The sequence below is a fragment of the Methylosinus trichosporium OB3b genome (assembly GCF_002752655.1).
GTDB lineage: Bacteria > Pseudomonadota > Alphaproteobacteria > Rhizobiales > Beijerinckiaceae > Methylosinus > Methylosinus trichosporium.
Map to the genome: position 1 here is coordinate 70,102 of NZ_CP023740.1, position 17,550 is coordinate 87,651.

The following is a 17,550-nucleotide window of genomic DNA, read 5'->3' on the forward strand; positions in this document are numbered from 1 at the left end:
TGCCTACATATGTGAGGGCGCAACATGCTGACCATCAACCTCAGAGACGCCAAGGCTGGATTTTCCAGCCTCGTTGATGAAGTCGTCAAAGGAGAGATCGTGACCATTACCCGTCATGGTAAGCCCGTTGCGGCCCTGGTTTCGGTCGAGGCGGCGGAGATCGCGCGCAAGGCGCTCGAACGCAAACGGGCGGGCCTTGTCAGCTATCTCAGGACATTCCCAGGCGGAGAGTTCCCGCGTAACCGCAAACCATCGCGGGATGTCGAGCTTTGAGCGGCTTCCTTCTCGACACCAACGTCGTTTCCATGTTGGCGCCGTCGAGGGCGAAAGCGTCAGCCGATTTTCTCGACTGGTTGGATCGCATGGACGGCGACGGCCGGTTATTCCTGTCGGTTGTCTCCATCCATGAAATCGAGAAGGGAATTGCACTTCTCGATCACAAGGGGGCAACGGCGAAGGCCGCGAGCCTGAAAGTATGGCTCAGTGGCCTTGTCTCCACATACGATGACAAGATCATTGGCTTCGACGCGCAGGCTGCCGCGATCGGTGGGCGATTGGAAGCGAAGGCGCTCACGGCCGGCCATGATCCTGGCATGGCCGATGCCGTGATCGCCGGCATCGCAGCGGCGCATGAACTCATCGTTGTCACCCGCAACACGAAGCATTTCCTGCCATTCGGTATCGCCGTGTTGTCGCCGAACGAGGCAACTGCCCAAGGAGACCCGGCATGAGCGCTGCCTCTTCCACGATCCCCCTGCGCGCCGCCCTTTACCTGCGCGTCTCGACGGCGCGGCAGGCCAAGCATGACGTGTCCATCCCCGATCAGAAGCGCCAAGGCGAAGCCTATTGCGAGGCGCGCGGCCTGCAACTGGTCGAGACCTATGTGGAGCCCGGCGCGTCGGCGACTAATGACCGCCGGCCAGAGTTTCAGCGCATGATCGAAGCGGGCACGTCCAAGCCCGCGCCGTTCGATGTCGTCGTGGTTCACAGCTTCTCGCGCTTCTTCCGCGACGCCTTCGATATGGAGTTCTACGTCCGCAAGCTGGCGAAGAACGGCGTGAAGCTGCTGTCGATCACCCAGGAGATCGGTCGACGATCCGGTGCATCAGATGATGCGGCAGATCATGGCGCTGTTCGACGAATACCAGTCGAAGGAAAACGCCAAGCACGTCATGCGGGCCTTGAAGGAGAACGCCCGTCAAGGCTTCTGGAACGGCTCGCTTCCTCCTATCGGCTACCGTGTCGTCGCGGCCGAGCAGCGCGGGGCCAAGACCAAGAAAAAGCTGGAGATCGACCCGCTCCACGCCGACACGGTGCGGCTGATCTATCGCCTCGCGTTGGAAGGCGACGGCACGACCGGCCAGATGGGCGTCAAGAACATCGTCAGCTACCTCAACAGCCGCCGCATCTTCACCCGCGACGGCGGGCGCTGGGGCATCGGTCAGGTTCACCGTATCCTGACCCGCCGCACCTATATGGGCGAGCACGAGTTCAACAAGCGCAGCAAGACCAAGAAACTGAAGCCGCTCAGCGAGATCGTCACGGTTCCGGTCCCGCCGATCATCGACCGCGAGACGCTCGACACCGTGCAGGCGTTGCTCAAGGCCCGTAACCCCAAGGTCATGCCATCCGCCGTCATCAGCGGCCCGACCATGCTCACCGGCCTGATCCATTGCGGCAAGTGCGGTGGGGCGATGACCATCCGCACCGGCAAGGGCGGGTGCTATCGCTATTACGCCTGCTCCATGAAGGCACGGCAGGGGCCGACCGCCTGCACCGGCATGGCCGTGCCGATGGGCAAGCTGGACGATCTTGTCGCCAGCCATCTGGAAAGCCAGCTGCTCCAGCCCGAGCGGCTTGAAACCATCCTCGCAAGCGTTCTCGACCGTAGGCAGGAGCAATCCGAACGCCGCCGCGAGCACATCGCCGAACTGAACAAACGCGCCGCCGAATCGGAACTACGGCTCAAGCGCCTCTACGACGCCATCGAGGCGGGCGTCGCCGACATCGACGACCCGGCGCTCAAGGACCGCATTGACGGCCTGAAGGCCATCCGCGATCAGGCCAAGGCCGATGCCGAACGCGCCCAAGCCATGCTTGATAATTCCGGCGCTAGGGCCATTACGCCGCAGATGGTCCGCACCTTCGCCAAGACCGCGCGCCAGCGCATCCGCCTCGAAGGCGGCGGCTACCGCCGCGACCACCTCCGCGCGCTCGCCCAGCGCGTCGAGGTCGCGGACGGCGAGGTTCGGATCATGGGATCGAAGACCCGGCTGCTTCAGGCGCTCACCGCGAAAAACGGCGTAAACTCAGTGCCCACTCAGGGACTGAAGTGGCGGGTCATACGGGATTCAAACGCCTAGGTCGCGGCGATCCGCCGCGAACGTTCACGAATTCCAGGGAAAGCGGACCCTGGGGCCGTCCGCGACGAATGGCCGGTCCTTTCCGACGGCGAAGGAGGAACTGTGACCCAAAGCCGTCATTCTGATCCGAGACAAATTTCGTTCTTGCAAAAGCTCTACCTTTAGCAATACTGTCTATGTTCGGCTAAGACGCCATCGACGGAGGCCGGTATGGTCAGAATACTTAACGTGATGGATGATCTCTCAAATTTTAAGTCGCTTGGGGACGGCAAATATGAATCAGGTTATTGGGTGGCTCCTGATCTTAACTGCTCTATAATTCGACTATTCAGAAGGGTTGGCGTTTCATTCCTTGGTAGAAAGATTCTTGCCGAACGAATAGAGGATTTTGAGGATGAAAAAGGCTCAAGAAAGGTAAAGATTTTCATTTTTAAAGATGACAAATCCCAACACGGAAAGTCTCGACCGCCTCGCTTCAGACCGAACGGATGTGTTTATAGCGACGAATAGAAAATTTTGGGCGCCAGCCTTGTAATCCTGCTCCCTGACACGAGATCGGTTTGCGTCGCCGTGCCTTTGGCGAGGGGCGCAAGCGCCTCCTTTCGCTGATGGCGATTGAGGGCAGGGGGCCGCCCCATGTGAACGCCTTGCGCCTTGGCGCGGCTGCGGCCCTCGCCGGTGCGGGCGCGGATTAGCTCGCGCTCGAACTCAGCGTGCCCGCCGAGAACGGCCAACATCAATTTGCCGTGCAGTGTCGTGATGTCGGACCATGTGTCCGCGAGCGAGCGGAAGCCCGCTTCGGCTTTCGCAATGGAGTCGAGCGTGTTGAGAAGATCGGCGTCGAGCGGGCGAGGCGGTCGCATCACCAGCAACACGTCGCCCTTGCCAGCGGCGAGGGCGCGGTGGAGCTGGGCGGGCCGGAGCCAAGTCAAATTCGCGGTCGAGCCTTTCTTGCGAACGTCCGCTCCTGGCGCCTTCCGGCCGCAGCCACGAGGCTCGCGGGTTTTTTCCGAAGCGACCGAGCCGGCCTCGACACACTTGGGAGTAACGCTCCGATCGGCTATTCTCTCCGCACAGTTTCGTTTCAGCCTATTCGTCGCCCAAGGCGCAAGGTGATTTTGTGGCGCTCACTCTCACTCGCATCGAGGCGCTCGCGCCGGACCAGGCTTCGCTCGCTGCGGCGCGCAAGCTCCTGAAACCCTCGAGCTGGCCGACTTTGGCGAGCGACGAGCAGGGGCTCGTTTGGGGCGAGGCGCAGGGGTTCGGCTCGGCGCCCTATCGCGTCATCGTCTGCGAAACCGACGCCGGCTATAAATGCACCTGCCCCAGCCGAAAATTTCCCTGCAAGCATTCGCTCGCGCTGATGTGGCTGCGCGTCGAGGGACAGGCGAGTTTTGCGCAAGGCGAGGCTCCGCAATGGGTGCGCGACTGGACGGCGCGTCGACGCGGCCCCTCCGCCGAGTCCGCCGAGCAGCCCCCGCGCGAGACCTCGATCGCGAAGGCGATCCTCGATGAAAACGCGACCGCGGAGACGGCCCCGGAGGCGGAGGCCCGCGCCGCCGCTCTGCGCGAGAAAAACCGCAAAGCGCGCGAGGCGGGCGTGCTAGCGGGTCTGGACGAGCTCGATGTCTGGCTGAAGGATCAGATCGAGCGCGGCCTCGCCGTCTTCGTCGTCGATGCGGCTTCGTCCTGCCGCAAGATGGCGGAGCGCCTCGTCGACGCCAAGGCCCCCGGCCTCGCGACGCGCCTCGACAGCCTACCGGCGCGGCTCTTCGGACTCGGCGAGGCGCTGCGTCCGCAGGCGGCCGCCGAGGAGCTCGGACTGCTTCATCTGATCGCGGAAGCCTATCGTCGGCAGGCGACGCTCGACGCGCCGCTTCGCGACGACGTGCGCCAGATGATCGGCTGGACGCAGACGCGCGAGGCCTTGCTCGCCGATTCCGGCGCGCTGCGGGTCTCGGGTCGTTGGCGCGTGTTCCTGACGCGAGCCATCGTCCAGCCGGATCGGCTGAGGCGGGTCGAGACTTGGCTCCTGCGCGAGCGCGACGCGCAAGGGCCGCGCTTTGCGTTGCTGCTCGATTTCGTGCCGCTGTCCGGCGGCGGCAACGTTTTCGGCTATTCGACTGGAGACGGGTTCGAGGCCGAGCTTGTCTTTTACGGCTCTCCCGTGCCGTTGCGAGCGCTGGTCGCGCGCCAGATCGGGCCTTCGGCGCAGAGCTCCGCGGCGCCTCTCCCCCAGCAGTCGCTCGGGCGCGCCTTCGAGACCTATCGCAGCGCGCTCGCCGCGCGGCCCTGGCTCGATATCTGGCCGATGGCCTTCCACGGCGCGCGCGTCCGACGCGCCGCCTCCGGGACCTTTCTCGTCGACGAGACGGACGCAGGCTTCGCTCTGCCGCTCGCTTCGGAGCAGGACGCCGCCGCGCCCGGCCTCGCCATGGCGTCGCGACTCGACGGCGTCGGCCTCTGGGATGGACGCGTATTTCTCCTCGCCGAAGCGAGTTCCGATCTCGGCCGATGGACGCAGGCATGAGGCGCGCGGCCGTCTCCTCTCTCCTGCCCGGCTTCGTCGTCGGGACGTCGCGACGCGCGCTCGATTATTCGCGCCTCGCCGTTCCGCCCGCCGATCCGAAGGCCGATCTGAAAGCTCTGGCGCTGCTCGCGACGGCGTTGCGCTTCGCGCCGCCGCCCGCGCCGGAAACCTATTTCGCGGTCAGTCCGCGCGACTCCGGGCGGCGCCTCGTGACGCAAGAACAGCGCGCGCTCATGCTTCGTCTCTTCGCCTCCGGGAAGCCCGCGCTCGCGCCACAGGACGATCTCGCTTTCGCTGTCGCGCTCGCCATGGAGCGGGCGCGAGTCGCGCCGCATCCATTCGATTTTCACCGCTTGGAGCCCTTCCTGCGCGCGCATGCGGAACGGTTCGGCGCCGACGCGCTGGCCTTCATCGAGCGCGACAAGGCGATCGAGGAACGGCGCAGCTATTTCGACGCGGAATTCATCGTCGACGACAATTGGATCGACGCCACGCCCGCCCGCCGCGGCGATTTTCTCGAGCGGCGCCGGCTGAGCGATGCGCCCCGCGCGCGGGAGTTGGCGGAGGCCGTTTGGTCCGGCGAGTCCGCCGACATGCGCTTTCGTCTGCTGAAAGCCTTTCGTGTCGGGCTCTGCGTCGAGGACCGCGCATTTTTGGAAGGGCTCGCCAAGGATCGCGCGCCCAAGGTGCGCGACCTCGCCGCGCGCCTTCTCGGCAAGCTCGCCGGCGCCGATCCGATGCTGGCGGAGGCGATGAAACGCATTCGCGTCGGCAGCCGGGGCCTGCTGCGCAAACGCCTCGCGCTGACGATGGAGCTGCCGGCGACCGTGGCAAAGAATAATTGGCGTCAATGGGTGCGCGAGACATTCTCCGAGATCGAGATCGCCGATTTCGTCTCGGCGCTCGGCGCGACAGAAGAGGAAGCGATCGAGGCGGCGAAGGGCGATGCGCCGCTCCTCGGCGCAATGCTGCTGATGACGCTCCGTGCTCGCCGCTTCGATCTCTTCCGCAAGGTCGCGCCCCTCGGCGCCGATCCGCTCTGGCTGCTGATCGAGGATTTCTTCGCCGACAGCCTCGATCTTCCGCCGGACGATCGGCAGTCCTTCGCCGCCGCCATTTTGCAGGCGGAGGCGCCCGACGCTCGCGGCGGTGGAGTGCTGGCGCAAGCGATGAGCCGTCTGCTGCGCATTCTCGAAGCCCCGCTCGCCGCGCCGACCTTCGACCATCTCTTTCAGTTGGTGGCGAAAGCCGATGCGCAAGCCGTCGAAGCGGCGGCCCAGCCCCGCCTCGTCGCCCTGGCGCCCGCCGAATTCCACCCGCGCCTGCGCTCGCGTCTCGAGGCCAACGCCTCGGATGAGGCCGCGCAAAGCCTCGTCGCGCTCGATCTTCTCGACAGTCTCGAAAGCATTTCGACCCATGGCCAATAATATGAATGAACTGAAATTGCGCCGGCCCGCAGAAGATATTTTCGTGCAGGAGCTCGACGCGCTGCGGCGCGGCGACGACCGGCCTCGGCCCGAGAATTGGCTGATGTCGCCGCAGGCGGCGGTCACTTATCTCATCGGCGGAAAGGCCAAGGACGGAACACCGATCTCCGCCAAATATGTCGGCAATCGGCGCCTCGTCGAGACGGCGGTCGCGACGCTGGCGACGGATCGCGCGCTGCTGCTGCTCGGCCTGCCGGGCACGGCGAAATCATGGGTGTCGGAACATCTCGCGGCGGCCGTCTCCGGCACGTCGAAGCGGCTCATTCAATGCACCGCCGGCACGGACGAGAATCAAATCCGCTATGGCTGGAACTACGCCATGCTGCTCGCGCATGGTCCATCCATGGACGCGCTCGTCAAGACGCCGCTGACGCGCGCCATGGAGGATGGAAGCATCCTTCGGCTCGAGGAGCTGACCCGCATGGGCTCCGACACGCAGGACACGCTCATCACCGTGCTGTCGGAAAAGACGCTGCCGATCCCCGAGCTCGACACGGCCATAGACGCGCGGCGCGGCTTCAATGTCATCGCGACGGCCAATAATCGCGACAAGGGCGTCAATGAATTGTCCTCCGCGTTGAAGCGGCGCTTCAATGTCGTCGTGCTGCCGTCGCCGGCGACGATCGAGGAAGAGACCGGAATCGTCGTCAAGCGCGTGCGCGAGACCGTCACAGGACTCGGCCTGCCGCCGATCAAATCGCCGGATGCGGAGCTCATGCGCATCGTCACTCTGTTTCGGGAATTGCGCGACGGCAAGACGCTGAACGGCAAGATCAAGCTGAAGACGCCCTCTGGCTCGCTCTCCACGGCGGAGGCGATCTCCGTCGGCGTCGGCGCCTGGGCCGAGGCGGCGCATTTCGGCGAGGGCGCGATGGCGGCCGAGCACATGGCCGCCAATCTCGTCGGCGCCGTAGTCAAGGACCCGGTGCAGGACATGGTCGCGCTTCAAGAATATCTCGAGAATGTGATGCGCTCCCGCGAGGGATGGGACGATCTCTATGGCGCGATCCGCGACGTGATCTGACGCGATGGACTCCCATCTCCATCTTCTCGGCGTGCGCCATCACGGGCCGGGCTCGGCGGCGCTGCTCGTCGCCGCGCTCGACAGGCTCGACCCCGCCGTCGTGCTGATCGAGGGCGCGCCGGAAGGCGAAGCGCTCGCGCCGCATGTCCGCGGCGACGGGTTGAAGCCGCCGGTCGCCATGCTGTTCTACGCGCCGGGCGAGGCCAAGCGCGCGGTCTTCGCGCCCTTCGCGGAATTCTCGCCCGAATGGCAAGCCATGCGCTGGGCGCTCGCGCGCGGCCGTCCTCTGCGCTTCATCGATTGGCCGGCGAGCGTCTCTCTCGCCTTCACGCAGAAGGACGAGGATGCGGAGGCGCAGCGCTCCGACCCGCTCGACCTTCTGGCCGAAGCGGCCGGCGTCGCCAATGGCGAAGCGCTGTGGAATACGCTCGTCGAGGAGAGCGGCGGCGCGAGCGATCCAGTCGCCGCTTTCGCCGCCATCGGCGAAGCCATGACCGAGGCGCGCCGCCATGCCGAGGAGAGCGGCGCGCCCGCCGCCCGTCGCGACGCGATCCGCGAAGCCTTCATGCGTCTCTCCATCCGGAAGGCGCTTCAGGATTTCGGCGGCGCCGTGGTCGCGATCGTCGGCGCCTGGCACATCGACGGCCTCCGCGCGAAAGTTTCGCCCACGGTCGACAAAGCGACGATCAAAGGCCTCGCGAAAGTGAAGGTCGAAGCGACCTGGGCGCCCTGGACCGACAGCCGTCTCGCCTTTGCCTCCGGCTATGGCGCCGGCGTCGTCTCGCCCGGCTGGTTCCGACATCTCTGGCGCGCCTATCGCGAAGAGACGTTCGAGCCCCTATCCTTCGCGGCCGGCTGGCAGGCGCGCACGGCGACCCTGCTCCGAGCGGAGGGCTTCGCCGCCTCGCCCGCCGCCGCCATAGAGGCCGCGCGGCTCACACTGTCGCTCTGCGGATTGCGCGATCTCGCGACGCCCGGCCTCGACGAGATGCGCGATGGCGCGCTGGCCGCGCTCTGCAATGGCGATCCTGTGCCGCTGCGCGTCGTCGAGCGGCGGCTCTATATCGGCGAGACAATCGGCGAGATTTCCGGCGACGCGCCGCAGAGCCCGCTCGCGCGTGATCTCGCGCTCTGGCAGAAGCGCGTGAGGCTGGAGCCGAAGGATATCGAGAGCGACATACGTCTCGATCTGCGCACCGAGGCGGGTCTCGCGAAATCGACGCTGCTGCATCGGCTGCTTCTGCTCGGCGTCTCCTGGGGGACGCTCATCGAGGCGGACGCCGGCCGCGGCACGTTTCGCGAAATCTGGCGCCTCTCCTGGCGTCCGGAATTTTCGGTCGCGCTCGCCGAGGCGCTGATCTACGGCGTCACGATCGAGGAGGCCGCCGGCAATATCATCCGCGACCGCGCCGCGCATTGCGCGCGCGTCATGGACATGGCCAAGATCGTCCGCGCGAGCCTCGTCGCCGATCTTCCCGACGCCGCCGGAGCGGCGATCTCAGCGCTCCAGGCGCTCGCCGTCGACGCCAGCGATCTCACCGATCTGATGCTCGCCATAGCGCCGCTCGCGAGCGCGCTGCGCTATGGCGTCGCACGGCGGCTCCCCGAGGAGGCGCTGCGCGCGCTGGTGCATGCGCTCGCGGTGGAGGTCAATGCGGGCGTGCGCATCGGCTCGCGTCAACTCGCCGCCGATGTCGCCGCGGCGCGCGTTGCAGCCATGCGCGGCTTCGACGAGGCGCTGGCGATCTTCGACGCGCCCGATCTCGTCGCCGGCTGGCGCAAGGCGCTGACGCTCATCGTCGAGGACGAGCAGAGCGCGCCGGCGGCGGCGGGCTTCGCGCTTCGGCGCCTCCTCGATCTCGGCCTCTGGACCGCGGAGGCAGCCGCCGCGGCTTTCGTGCGCCGCATGTCCGCCGCGCCGCTGGAGGCTGGCGCCTTCCTCGAGCATTTCGTCGCCGGCGGCGCGGAAATTCTGCTTCAGGACGCGGCGCTGCTCGCGCTCGTGGACGCTTTCATCGTCGATCTCGACGACGATTCCTTTCTCGCCGCGCTTCCCTTGCTGCGACGCGCCTTCTCGGGCTTCGACAGCACGGCGCGCATCCGGCTTATCGATGGCGTCGCGCAAGGGCGGCGCACGCTCTCGCACGCGCCCGCGCCAGAACCCGAGGAGGATGATCCGGCCTTTGCGGCCGCGCTTCCTTTGCTGCTGCGCATTCTCGGACTCGAGGCCGCGTCATGACCAACGACAAGGAACGCATGCGCCGCTGGCGTCTCGCGGTCGGCGGCGAGGAGGCGGAGGCCGCTCTTTCGGACGCTGACCAGCGCCTCTCTCGCGCGCTCGGCGCGCTCTATGAGAGCGACCCCAAGACCGGCCGCCGTGGCGGGCTCGGCGCTTCGGCACCGCGCGTCGCGCGCTGGATCGACGACATTCGCGAATTTTTTCCGGCCTCCGTCGTCGAGGTGATTCAGAAGGACGCCTTCGAACGCCTCAATCTCAAAGCGCTGCTGTTGGATCCGGAGTTCATTGCGACTCTGGAGCCCGACGTGCATCTCGTCGCCGACCTCATGTCTCTGCGTTCGGCGATGCCGGAGAAGGCCAAGTGCTCCGCGCGCCTCGTCGTGCGGGCATGTGGTGGACGAGCTTATGCGGCGCCTCGCGCATAGGATGCTCGAAACGCTGCGCGGCGCGCTCGACCGCCAAAAGCGCACGCGGCGTCCCCGCGCGGCGGACATAGATTGGCGCCGGACCATCGGCGCCAATCTGCGCCATTATCAGCCGGAGCATAGGGCCATCGTGCCCGAGACGCTCATCGGCTTCGCGCGCCGGTCGAAGCAGCGCGCCGATATCGATCATGTGATCCTGTGCGTCGACCAATCGGGCTCGATGGCGGCCTCTGTCGTTTACGCGTCGATCTTCGCGGCGGTGATGGCGTCGCTGCCGGCGGTGCGCACCTCGCCGTCTGCTTCGATACGGCGATCGTCGATCTCACCCAGCAATGGCCGATCCTGTCGATGTGTTGTTCGGGGTGCAGCTCGGCGGCGGCACCGACATCAACAAGGCGCTGGCCTATTGCGAGGGCCTCGTCGAGCAGCCGGCGAAGACGCATCTCGTTCTGATCAGCGATCTCTTCGAGGGCGGAAGTGCGAAGGACATGATCGCCCGTGTCGCATCGCTGAAGCAAGCGGGCGTGAATGTCATCGTCCTGCTCGCTCTGTCGGATCTCGGCCGCCCCGGCTATGACGCCAATCACGCAGGGCTGATCGCCGCGCTCGACTGTCCCGTGTTCGCCTGCACACCCGACCAGTTTCCGGGCCTCATGGCGACGGCGCTCACCAGGCGGGACATCGGCGCCTGGGCCGCCGCGAACGACATCGCCGTCGTGAGAGCGACCGGCCGTATTTAGCTGAGGCGGTAGACCAACGATCGCTCGCCGGCGGAGCACGAGCGACATAACATCCGCCGCGGTGATGGCGCTTGAACAATCGCTTTTTCCACGATTTACGCGCTCACATTTCGCCTACTGCCCCGCCCGCCAGGGAGATCGATACGGGACCACTTCTCCGAAGATTGATTCGGAACGGGCCAGGGATCTGCCCCGCAAAGCGACGAGCGCTCACCACAGACCGGCGCCGATATCGATCTCCCTCATGCCCAAGCCGCGGACTGCACGAAAAGTGCGCGATAATCCTCGAATTCTGAGATCGGCCCGCGACAGCGCTGCAAAGCCCCAGCGCATTGTCCGAGCATGGCCGACGTCATCTCCCTCCCTCTCCGCATGATCTCGATCCATCGGCCGTGTCGAATAATTGACAAAGATCGGGACAGTCAGGAATCTTGCGTGCGGGGCCGGGTTCCCATCACCGTATTCTCAGACTTATAATAAGCGCCGACGTCGGTTTTGGAGAGGAGATTGCCGATCGGCGAATAGGAGAAGCGCTTGACGATCGAGGACGGTGAGGCGGCGCGGGTCGCCATGGTCAGGCGGTCGAGCTCGTCATAATCGAAGCTGTCCGAGACGCCCGATGTTGAAGCTACTTCAACTCTTTGTCAGACCACACGTCACGGTAATGCTCTGTAACCAAGAATCTCCAGCCTGGCGGAAGTCCCAAGAATGGCAGCACGAGCGGAGCCCACTCTTGTAGATGTATTCCATGGAGTGGCACAAAAAAATCTTCCTCCGTAGACAAGTTCTCGCCAGCCCAAATGTACCATCCGCTTGTTTCCTTGTCTGGGGAAATCCGCATCCCATTTATTGGGCGGATTCCCTCTTTAAGGTTCCTGGAAACGCCCACTTTCAGAGCAAGATCGCAACCATAATATGGCGCGCTGAACTGCGAGCATATTTGCTTTTGGGCCTCTTCAAGGTCGATCATTTCAGAATCCAAACTTGAGCTTCATGGTTCTGCTGAAGGCGCTCAATTGACCGCCTTGTATTGCAGAGCACGTTGGGCAGTGAGGCTGAACGGCACTTATCGAACTCTGGCCCTGTATATCGATAGAGCCTTGTCTATAATACTGAACGATGAGCGGATCAATGTGATCGGCAATTTGGTTACTTGTTATTTGCCCACAATCGACACAGGGCTGCCCTTGAACCGCGGCTCTTTGAGCAGCTGTAGGGCCTGCTCCAGACGGGCGAGTGTATGGCCGAGACACGTTGCTGCTTGGTTCAAAGCTGCTGTCGGGAACTCCGGATTTAGCACCTCCTTGGTTTTCCGAATACCAAGTGTAGAGCCCCTCGCCCAGCGCCGCGCCGGCTGCAGCGCCGCTCTGCGCGCCGGCATAGCCGCCGACAACCGCTCCGGCGAGTGCGCCAGCCGGAGTTCCGACCAGCACGCCAGCTCCCGTAGGCGCGCTGAGGCCAAATCCTTCGCCGCCTCCGACGGCCGCGCCCACAAGCACTCCTACAATGCCTCCACCGATGCCACCGAATATGCTTCCGACGGTTCTCGCGCAAGGCAATCCACAGCCGATTGTGTAGGCGTAAGCCCCACTGCCCGTCGCGTATCCCGCGGCGATGGTGGAGGCGGGGGCGTGTTCCGGGGGCGGCGTGAGGTTGGGCTGCCTCGTCATGAAAAAGCCCGCGGCTCGCAGCTGCGGCCCATAGATCCGCAGAAACGTATCCCTACGCCGTGGGCCGCCTTTTCAAAATCGATGGAATAGAGCGAAGCTGCGCAGCTAAGTCGGCTTTATGAGCGAGGCAAGCTGCACAGCATGGGTCGGATGACATTGATCACGGGCGGCGAACGACGGCGCCGATGGAGAAACGAAGACCGGACGCGGATATTGGCGGCGATCGCCGAGCCGGGCGCGGTGGTCGCCGATGTGGCGCGGCGCGAGGATGTTTGCACGAGCCTCGTCTACAAATGGCGGCGCGCGGCGCAGCGGGAGGCGAGCGCCGCTGTGTGCGGATTTTCGCCGGTGATCATCGAGCCCGCTCCGCGAGTGGCGACGTCACAGGAACAGCCGCTGCAAGAATCCGCGGCCGGCGTCGTCGAAGTCGAGCTGAACGACGTGCGTGTGAAGATCAGCGCCACGGCGCCGTCTTCCGTGATCGCTGCGACCTTGAAGGCGCTGCGCTCATGATTCCCTTGCCTGCGGGTTGCCGGGTCTGGATCGCCACCGGCCATACGGATATGCGACGCGGCATGCAGGGCCTGGCGCTTCAGGTTCAAGAGCAGTTGCAACGCGATCCTCACGCCGGTGACCTCTACATTTTCCGCGGGCGCCGCGGCGATCTCGCAAAAATCCTCTGGCACGACGGGCTCGGCCTGTCGTTATACGCCAAGCGGCTCGACCGTGGAAAGTTCATCTGGCCCTCGGCGAGCGCGGGCGCGGTGTCGATTTCGGCCGCCCAGATGGCCTATATGCTCGAGGGAATTGATTGGCGAAATCCGCAATCGACATGGCGTCCAGCAAGCGCGGGATGAGCGAAAAAGCTGGGGTCGGACGCATTTTGGGGCGCCACAAATCGAAAGATTTGTGATTCACTCGCTATATGGACGCCATCGGCAAAGCCCTGTTGGACGAAAACGCCGCGCTGAGAGCCGAGCTCGCCGTCGCGCGCGCGAAGGCGTCGGAAGACATGGCGCTGATCGCCGCGCAGAAGCTTCAGATCGCCAAGCTGGAGCGCCAGATATACGGGCAGAAATCGGAGCGGTCGGCGCGTCTTCTCGAGCAATTGGCGCTCATGTTCGAAGAGCTGGAAGCGAGCGCGACGGAAGACGAGATCGCCGCGGAACAGGCGGTCGCGAAGACGACGGCGGTCGCCGGCTTCGCGCGCAAACGGCCGGAGCGCAACACCTTCCCGGAACACCTGCCGCGCGAGCGCGTCGTGATCGAGGCGCCGACGAGCTGCGCCTGCTGTGGCGGCCAGCGCCTGCGCAAGCTCGGCGAGGATGTGACGCAGACATTGGAGACGACGCCGCGTCAGTGGAAAGTGATCGAGACCGTGCGGGAAAAGTTCTCCTGCCGGGACTGCGAGAAGATCACGCAGCCGCCGGCGCCATTCCATGTCGTTCCGCGCGGCTGGGCGGGGCCGAGCCTTTTGGCGATGATCGCTTTCGAGAAGTTCGGCCAGCATCAGCCGCTGAACCGTCAGGCGGATCGTTATGCGCTCGAAGGCGCGCCGATCGCTTTGTCGACCATGGCCGATGCGATCGGCTCCATTTGCGCCGCGCTCGAGCCACTGCGCCTTCTCATAGAAGAGCATGTTCTCTCTGCCGAGCGCCTGCATGGCGACGATACGATCGTGCCCGTGCTGGCGAAGGGCAAAACCGACACCGGCCGCTGCTGGGTCTATGTGCGCGACGATGCGCCCTTCGACGGCGCCGGACCGCCCGCTGCGATTTTCTATTACTCGCGTGATCGCAAAGGCGAACATCCGCAGACCCATTTGGCGAACTACTCCGGCATTCTGCAAGCGGACGCCTATGACGGCTACAACAAGCTGTATGCAGCGGAGCGCAAGCCTGGTCCGATTCTCGAAGCGGCGTGTTGGGCGCACGCGCGGCGCCCGTTCTTCGTCATGGCCGACATCGATGCGAACGTCCGTCGCAAGGCGGCGGGGAAAAAGGAGATTCCTTTGTCGCCGATCGCGATAGAGATCGTGCGCCGCATCGATGCGCTGTTCGAGATCGAGAGGTCGATCAACGGCAAGAGCGCGCAAGAACGCCTCGCCGTTCGCCGAGCGTCGAGCCGACCTCTCGTCGACGCGCTCGAGAGCTATATGCGCGAACAGGTCGCCAAGCTCTCGCGTGGACATGATCTTGCCAAAGCGATGCAATATATGCTGAAGCGATGGCCGGCCTTCACGCTGTTCCTCGACGACGGGCGCGTTTGCGTCTCGAACAATGCAGCCGAGCGTGGACTGCGGGGAATTGCTCTGGGACGAAAATCATGGCAGTTCTGCGGGTCTGACCGTGGAGGCGAGCGCGCCGCCGCTATGTATGGGCTCATCGTCACAGCGAAGATGAACGGCGTCGATCCGCAGGCCTGGCTCGCCGACGTCCTCGCGCGCATCGCCGCGCATCCGGCGCATCGGCTCGATGAATTGCTGCCGTGGAACTGGCGCCAGAAGGATAAAGCTGCGCCGGCGCTGGCGGCCTGACCATGCACGTCAACAAGGTCTCTCACGTCACGACCATCGATCGTATCGCTGCGCAGCTCAGCGAAAGCGTCGACTTCCTCCATGACGTCGCCAATGAAATGGAGCCCGAGGATGGCGTGATCTGGGTCTATGGCCTCGGCGACCTCGAGATCCTGGCATTCACCGACTTCGGCATCGAAAACCTCGTCGAACTCATCAAAATCCACAAAGAGATGAAGTTGCCTCGAGAGCGCTGACGCGACGGTCCTGCGGCCCACGGCGAATGCTTACGCAGAAACGACAGATATTGCTGATATTGCAGCTGACTGCCGATTGGGAATGGTAGGATCGACGCGCCGTAATAGGCCGCGCCGGTGATCCGGCCATAGATCGCGGCGTGTAGCTCGTCCATTTCCGCGCCGCGCCGACGAAAGCGGGCCGGCTCCGCTGCTTGACGCGGCCGAGATCGTCATATTGGGTGGCGACCTGCACATGGCTTCCGTCGAAGCCCTGCGTGTCGCGCAGGACCTCGCAAGTCCCGGACCGATCGTCTCAGATACTCTTAACAGAAATCTCCCAAGGAACCGCGCTCGGAAGTTCTCGAATCTCCCCATTTATACTCACAAAAACCGGACCATTCCCTGCCAATGCGGATGTAATATCGCCAGTTCTAATAAATTCATCGGTATTATAAAAAAATACCCACCCACCTTCTATGGTAATAGCTTTCTCTTCCATGATTGATAACTTCTCCCCAGCCGATTCGCCGATTTTCCTGACAAGATCGCGAGCTAGAGAAGTTGCTTCGTCCACTGATATTGTCATTGGTCTGTCCTCAGCAGTCGAAAGGCATCAAACCCGTCAAATGCCTTCATAGGCCTACCTTGACCTCTGCTGCATTGAGATCCTTCGCTTCACCATACCGCTTTATTGCAAAGCCGCCTCGCGCCAGGGGGGTGGCGCACAGGATCGGCTCGACGACGGCGAACAACTGGTCTGCATTCGGGCCGTACATGTAGATGACGCATTTCCCGCCGCCGAACTCCTCGCCGTCGAACTCGCCCACGTTGCCTACATTGATGGCATGTTGAAGCTCACTGGTCAGATCAGCGATGATCTCACGCTCCCGCTCTGAACCGAAGGGGTCTTCGATCAATCGCAGATGGGCGATTACAGCATGTTGCATCTAAATCTCACGCCAAGAGCTTGCTTAATTTCGCTTCCACAAAAGCATAACCCGCCAAGCCATCAGCGGGGAGGTCGTTGTCATTTTCCAACACCTCCTCGCTCAATATCTTGCTCGGATCGTTATCATCATAGCGTATCAATATAGGCTTGGTTTTCCCCAGCGGATCACGCCTGACCGCATTAGGCATCGGCCATTTGGTAGGATCCCATGAGGGCAGCTTTCCAACAACACGCCACAGCCCCTTGAATAAGCCGAGATCACCAAATCGCAAGGACAGGACTGCATCGTTCGGCTCAAGACCCGATAGGTCAACGTCGGTTTGCGATGCGAGGCGCGGCCCAAAAAAATAACCGAGCAGCAGTTTGCCGGTGGGGGCGGTTCGCGCAACCACCCCTCTGGCGAAGCCTCCATCTTTCAATGGAACCAGAAAAACCGAGCTGTCCGGGTATGAGCGCTTCATGGTCCACCGTGTTCTAAGAGATGCTTTTGAGCCGCGTCCATATAGGTTGGAAGCTTCGCATTCGACGGGCTGATCGGCCTGATTTTGTTCAGCGCCGGGCCAGGTTGTGTCGCAAATTTTGTCTACGGACGCGACACCGGCGTCTGAGAGTGACGCGGCTCACGCCACGAGGGCATAGAACTGCTGCGCTGGACGCAATTCGCCTGTCGTTCGCAGCTGCCCCTTGCGGATCATATGCATGAGCTCGATCCCGGAAAGTGTCGCGGCAGCCGATCGAAATGATTTGAAACCCAACATCGGCCGCGTCACTCGCTTCACCGCTCGATGGTCCTGTTCGACAATATTGTTGAGATATTTGATGCGGCGGATTTCGATGTCCGCTTCATGCTCCGCATTGTAGCGTTCGATCGCGGCCGTGTTGGCGCCGCTCTTGTCGATCGTGATCTTCTCCGGCTCGCCATGCTGGCCGATCGCCTTGCGCAAGAAGCGCAACGCGGCTTTGCAGTCCCTCTTGGCCGTCAGCAGGAAATCCACCGTCCCGCCTGCCTTGTCGACCGCCCGATACAGATATTTCCAGCAGCCTTTGACTTTCACGTAGGTCTCATCGAGACGCCAGCTGGATCCGATCGAGCGCTTGCGAGTGTGGAACTGTTTCTCCAGCAAAGGAGCATACTTGACGACCCAGCGGTTGAGCGTCGAATGGTCGACTTCGACACCTCGCTCTTCCATCATTTCCTCGAGTTGACGATAGCTCATCGGATACGCCACATACCAGCGGACGCCCCACAGAATCACGTCGCGTTCAAAATGGCTGCCCTTGAAATCAATCATCGCACTCGTCCGCCAGCTCCACTACCGGCAATTATAGCCCCAAACCGACCTGCGACAAAAATTCGCGACAGAACCAT

17 protein-coding genes and 2 pseudogenes are annotated in these 17,550 nt (G+C 63.4%); 12 read left to right on the plus strand and 7 right to left on the minus strand.

The window, feature by feature from the left end:
• The first annotated feature begins 24 nt into the window (after positions 1-24).
• The 3 genes and pseudogenes from CQW49_RS23690 (at position 25) to CQW49_RS23700 (ending at position 2,363) form a co-directional block, all read left to right on the plus strand.
• Complete coding sequence (locus CQW49_RS23690; protein WP_003615266.1) at positions 25-273, plus strand: type II toxin-antitoxin system Phd/YefM family antitoxin; 249 nt, start codon at positions 25-27, stop codon at positions 271-273.
• Positions 270-731, plus strand: coding sequence for a type II toxin-antitoxin system VapC family toxin (locus CQW49_RS23695; protein WP_003615267.1), 462 nt, complete (start codon positions 270-272; stop codon positions 729-731). The genes CQW49_RS23690 and CQW49_RS23695 overlap by 4 nt, the downstream gene beginning before the upstream one ends.
• A pseudogene (locus tag CQW49_RS23700) lies at positions 728-2,363 on the plus strand (recombinase family protein). The gene CQW49_RS23695 and the pseudogene CQW49_RS23700 overlap by 4 nt, the downstream one beginning before the upstream one ends.
• A 494-nt stretch (positions 2,364-2,857) precedes the next feature.
• On the opposite strand, the gene CQW49_RS23705 reads toward CQW49_RS23700, so the two are convergent.
• The gene (locus CQW49_RS23705; RefSeq protein WP_024750094.1) at positions 2,858-3,295 is read right to left on the minus strand and encodes a recombinase family protein; all 438 of its coding nucleotides are present in this window, start codon (positions 3,293-3,295) and stop codon (positions 2,858-2,860) included.
• A 188-nt stretch (positions 3,296-3,483) separates the two neighbouring features.
• Between CQW49_RS23705 and CQW49_RS23710 the strand changes: the two genes are divergently transcribed.
• The 5 genes and pseudogenes from CQW49_RS23710 to CQW49_RS23730 all read left to right on the plus strand — a co-directional run bounded on the left by CQW49_RS23710 (position 3,484) and on the right by CQW49_RS23730 (position 10,808).
• Positions 3,484-4,893, plus strand: coding sequence for an SWIM zinc finger family protein (locus CQW49_RS23710; protein ID WP_003615273.1), 1,410 nt, complete (start codon positions 3,484-3,486; stop codon positions 4,891-4,893).
• Positions 4,890-6,320 (plus strand): DUF5691 domain-containing protein, encoded by a 1,431-nt coding sequence (locus tag CQW49_RS23715; protein WP_003615276.1) that lies wholly within the window; start codon positions 4,890-4,892, stop codon positions 6,318-6,320. Before CQW49_RS23710 ends, CQW49_RS23715 begins: the two co-directional genes overlap by 4 nt.
• Before the next feature lies 1 nt (position 6,321).
• The gene (locus tag CQW49_RS23720; protein WP_024750096.1) at positions 6,322-7,404 is read left to right on the plus strand and encodes an ATP-binding protein; all 1,083 of its coding nucleotides are present in this window, start codon (positions 6,322-6,324) and stop codon (positions 7,402-7,404) included.
• 4 nt (positions 7,405-7,408) lie between these two features.
• A complete protein-coding gene (locus CQW49_RS23725; protein ID WP_003615281.1) occupies positions 7,409-9,643 on the plus strand; it encodes a DUF5682 family protein in 2,235 nt (744 codons plus the stop codon).
• Positions 9,640-10,808: pseudogene (locus CQW49_RS23730) on the plus strand (VWA domain-containing protein). The gene CQW49_RS23725 and the pseudogene CQW49_RS23730 overlap by 4 nt, the downstream one beginning before the upstream one ends.
• 422 nt (positions 10,809-11,230) lie before the next feature.
• Here CQW49_RS23730 and CQW49_RS24945 read toward each other — a convergent pair.
• Complete coding sequence (locus CQW49_RS24945) at positions 11,231-11,380, minus strand: hypothetical protein (protein ID WP_003615285.1); 150 nt, start codon at positions 11,378-11,380, stop codon at positions 11,231-11,233.
• Positions 11,381-11,436: 56 nt separating this feature from the next.
• Positions 11,437-11,778 (minus strand): immunity protein Imm33 domain-containing protein, encoded by a 342-nt coding sequence (locus tag CQW49_RS26450; RefSeq protein WP_081735808.1) that lies wholly within the window; start codon positions 11,776-11,778, stop codon positions 11,437-11,439.
• An 850-nt stretch (positions 11,779-12,628) separates the two neighbouring features.
• Between CQW49_RS26450 and tnpA the strand changes: the two genes are divergently transcribed.
• From tnpA to CQW49_RS23755, 4 genes are all read left to right on the plus strand, one after another.
• On the plus strand, positions 12,629-12,991 hold the full coding sequence (tnpA, locus tag CQW49_RS23740) for an IS66-like element accessory protein TnpA (protein ID WP_051418692.1): 363 nt from the start codon (positions 12,629-12,631) through the stop codon (positions 12,989-12,991).
• Positions 12,988-13,335 carry an IS66 family insertion sequence element accessory protein TnpB gene (gene tnpB / locus CQW49_RS23745; protein WP_024749862.1) on the plus strand — a complete coding sequence of 116 codons (348 nt, stop codon included), beginning with the start codon at positions 12,988-12,990 and terminating at the stop codon, positions 13,333-13,335. The genes tnpA and tnpB overlap by 4 nt, the downstream gene beginning before the upstream one ends.
• Positions 13,336-13,403: 68 nt before the next feature.
• A complete protein-coding gene (gene tnpC / locus CQW49_RS23750) occupies positions 13,404-15,014 on the plus strand; it encodes an IS66 family transposase (protein ID WP_003616133.1) in 1,611 nt (536 codons plus the stop codon).
• A gap of 2 nt (positions 15,015-15,016) precedes the next feature.
• Positions 15,017-15,250, plus strand: coding sequence for a hypothetical protein (locus CQW49_RS23755; protein WP_003616132.1), 234 nt, complete (start codon positions 15,017-15,019; stop codon positions 15,248-15,250).
• A 295-nt stretch (positions 15,251-15,545) separates the two neighbouring features.
• Here CQW49_RS23755 and CQW49_RS23760 read toward each other — a convergent pair whose 3' ends face one another.
• The 4 genes from CQW49_RS23760 to CQW49_RS23775 form a co-directional block, all read right to left on the minus strand.
• Positions 15,546-15,818, minus strand: coding sequence for a YrhB domain-containing protein (locus tag CQW49_RS23760; RefSeq protein WP_081735800.1), 273 nt, complete (start codon positions 15,816-15,818; stop codon positions 15,546-15,548).
• A 46-nt stretch (positions 15,819-15,864) separates the two neighbouring features.
• The gene (locus tag CQW49_RS23765; protein ID WP_003616216.1) at positions 15,865-16,179 is read right to left on the minus strand and encodes a hypothetical protein; all 315 of its coding nucleotides are present in this window, start codon (positions 16,177-16,179) and stop codon (positions 15,865-15,867) included.
• Positions 16,180-16,186: 7 nt separating this feature from the next.
• Positions 16,187-16,642 carry an Imm26 family immunity protein gene (locus CQW49_RS23770; protein ID WP_081735801.1) on the minus strand — a complete coding sequence of 152 codons (456 nt, stop codon included), beginning with the start codon at positions 16,640-16,642 and terminating at the stop codon, positions 16,187-16,189.
• A 159-nt stretch (positions 16,643-16,801) separates the two neighbouring features.
• Positions 16,802-17,473 carry an IS6 family transposase gene (locus CQW49_RS23775; RefSeq protein WP_003616345.1) on the minus strand — a complete coding sequence of 224 codons (672 nt, stop codon included), beginning with the start codon at positions 17,471-17,473 and terminating at the stop codon, positions 16,802-16,804.
• Positions 17,474-17,550: the final 77 nt, after the last annotated feature.

Coding starts and splice junctions, on each gene's coding strand:
- CQW49_RS23690 (WP_003615266.1), top strand. CDS start 25: ATGCTGACCATCAACCTCAGAGACGCCAAGGCTGGATTTTCCAGCCTC.
- CQW49_RS23715 (WP_003615276.1), top strand. CDS start 4,890: ATGAGGCGCGCGGCCGTCTCCTCTCTCCTGCCCGGCTTCGTCGTCGGG.
- CQW49_RS23720 (WP_024750096.1), top strand. CDS start 6,322: ATGAATGAACTGAAATTGCGCCGGCCCGCAGAAGATATTTTCGTGCAG.
- CQW49_RS23725 (WP_003615281.1), top strand. CDS start 7,409: ATGGACTCCCATCTCCATCTTCTCGGCGTGCGCCATCACGGGCCGGGC.
- CQW49_RS24945 (WP_003615285.1), bottom strand. CDS start 11,380: ATGGCGACCCGCGCCGCCTCACCGTCCTCGATCGTCAAGCGCTTCTCC.
- CQW49_RS26450 (WP_081735808.1), bottom strand. CDS start 11,778: ATGATCGACCTTGAAGAGGCCCAAAAGCAAATATGCTCGCAGTTCAGC.
- tnpA (WP_051418692.1), top strand. CDS start 12,629: ATGACATTGATCACGGGCGGCGAACGACGGCGCCGATGGAGAAACGAA.
- tnpB (WP_024749862.1), top strand. CDS start 12,988: ATGATTCCCTTGCCTGCGGGTTGCCGGGTCTGGATCGCCACCGGCCAT.
- tnpC (WP_003616133.1), top strand. CDS start 13,404: ATGGACGCCATCGGCAAAGCCCTGTTGGACGAAAACGCCGCGCTGAGA.
- CQW49_RS23755 (WP_003616132.1), top strand. CDS start 15,017: ATGCACGTCAACAAGGTCTCTCACGTCACGACCATCGATCGTATCGCT.
- CQW49_RS23760 (WP_081735800.1), bottom strand. CDS start 15,818: ATGACAATATCAGTGGACGAAGCAACTTCTCTAGCTCGCGATCTTGTC.
- CQW49_RS23765 (WP_003616216.1), bottom strand. CDS start 16,179: ATGCAACATGCTGTAATCGCCCATCTGCGATTGATCGAAGACCCCTTC.
- CQW49_RS23770 (WP_081735801.1), bottom strand. CDS start 16,642: ATGAAGCGCTCATACCCGGACAGCTCGGTTTTTCTGGTTCCATTGAAA.
- CQW49_RS23775 (WP_003616345.1), bottom strand. CDS start 17,473: ATGATTGATTTCAAGGGCAGCCATTTTGAACGCGACGTGATTCTGTGG.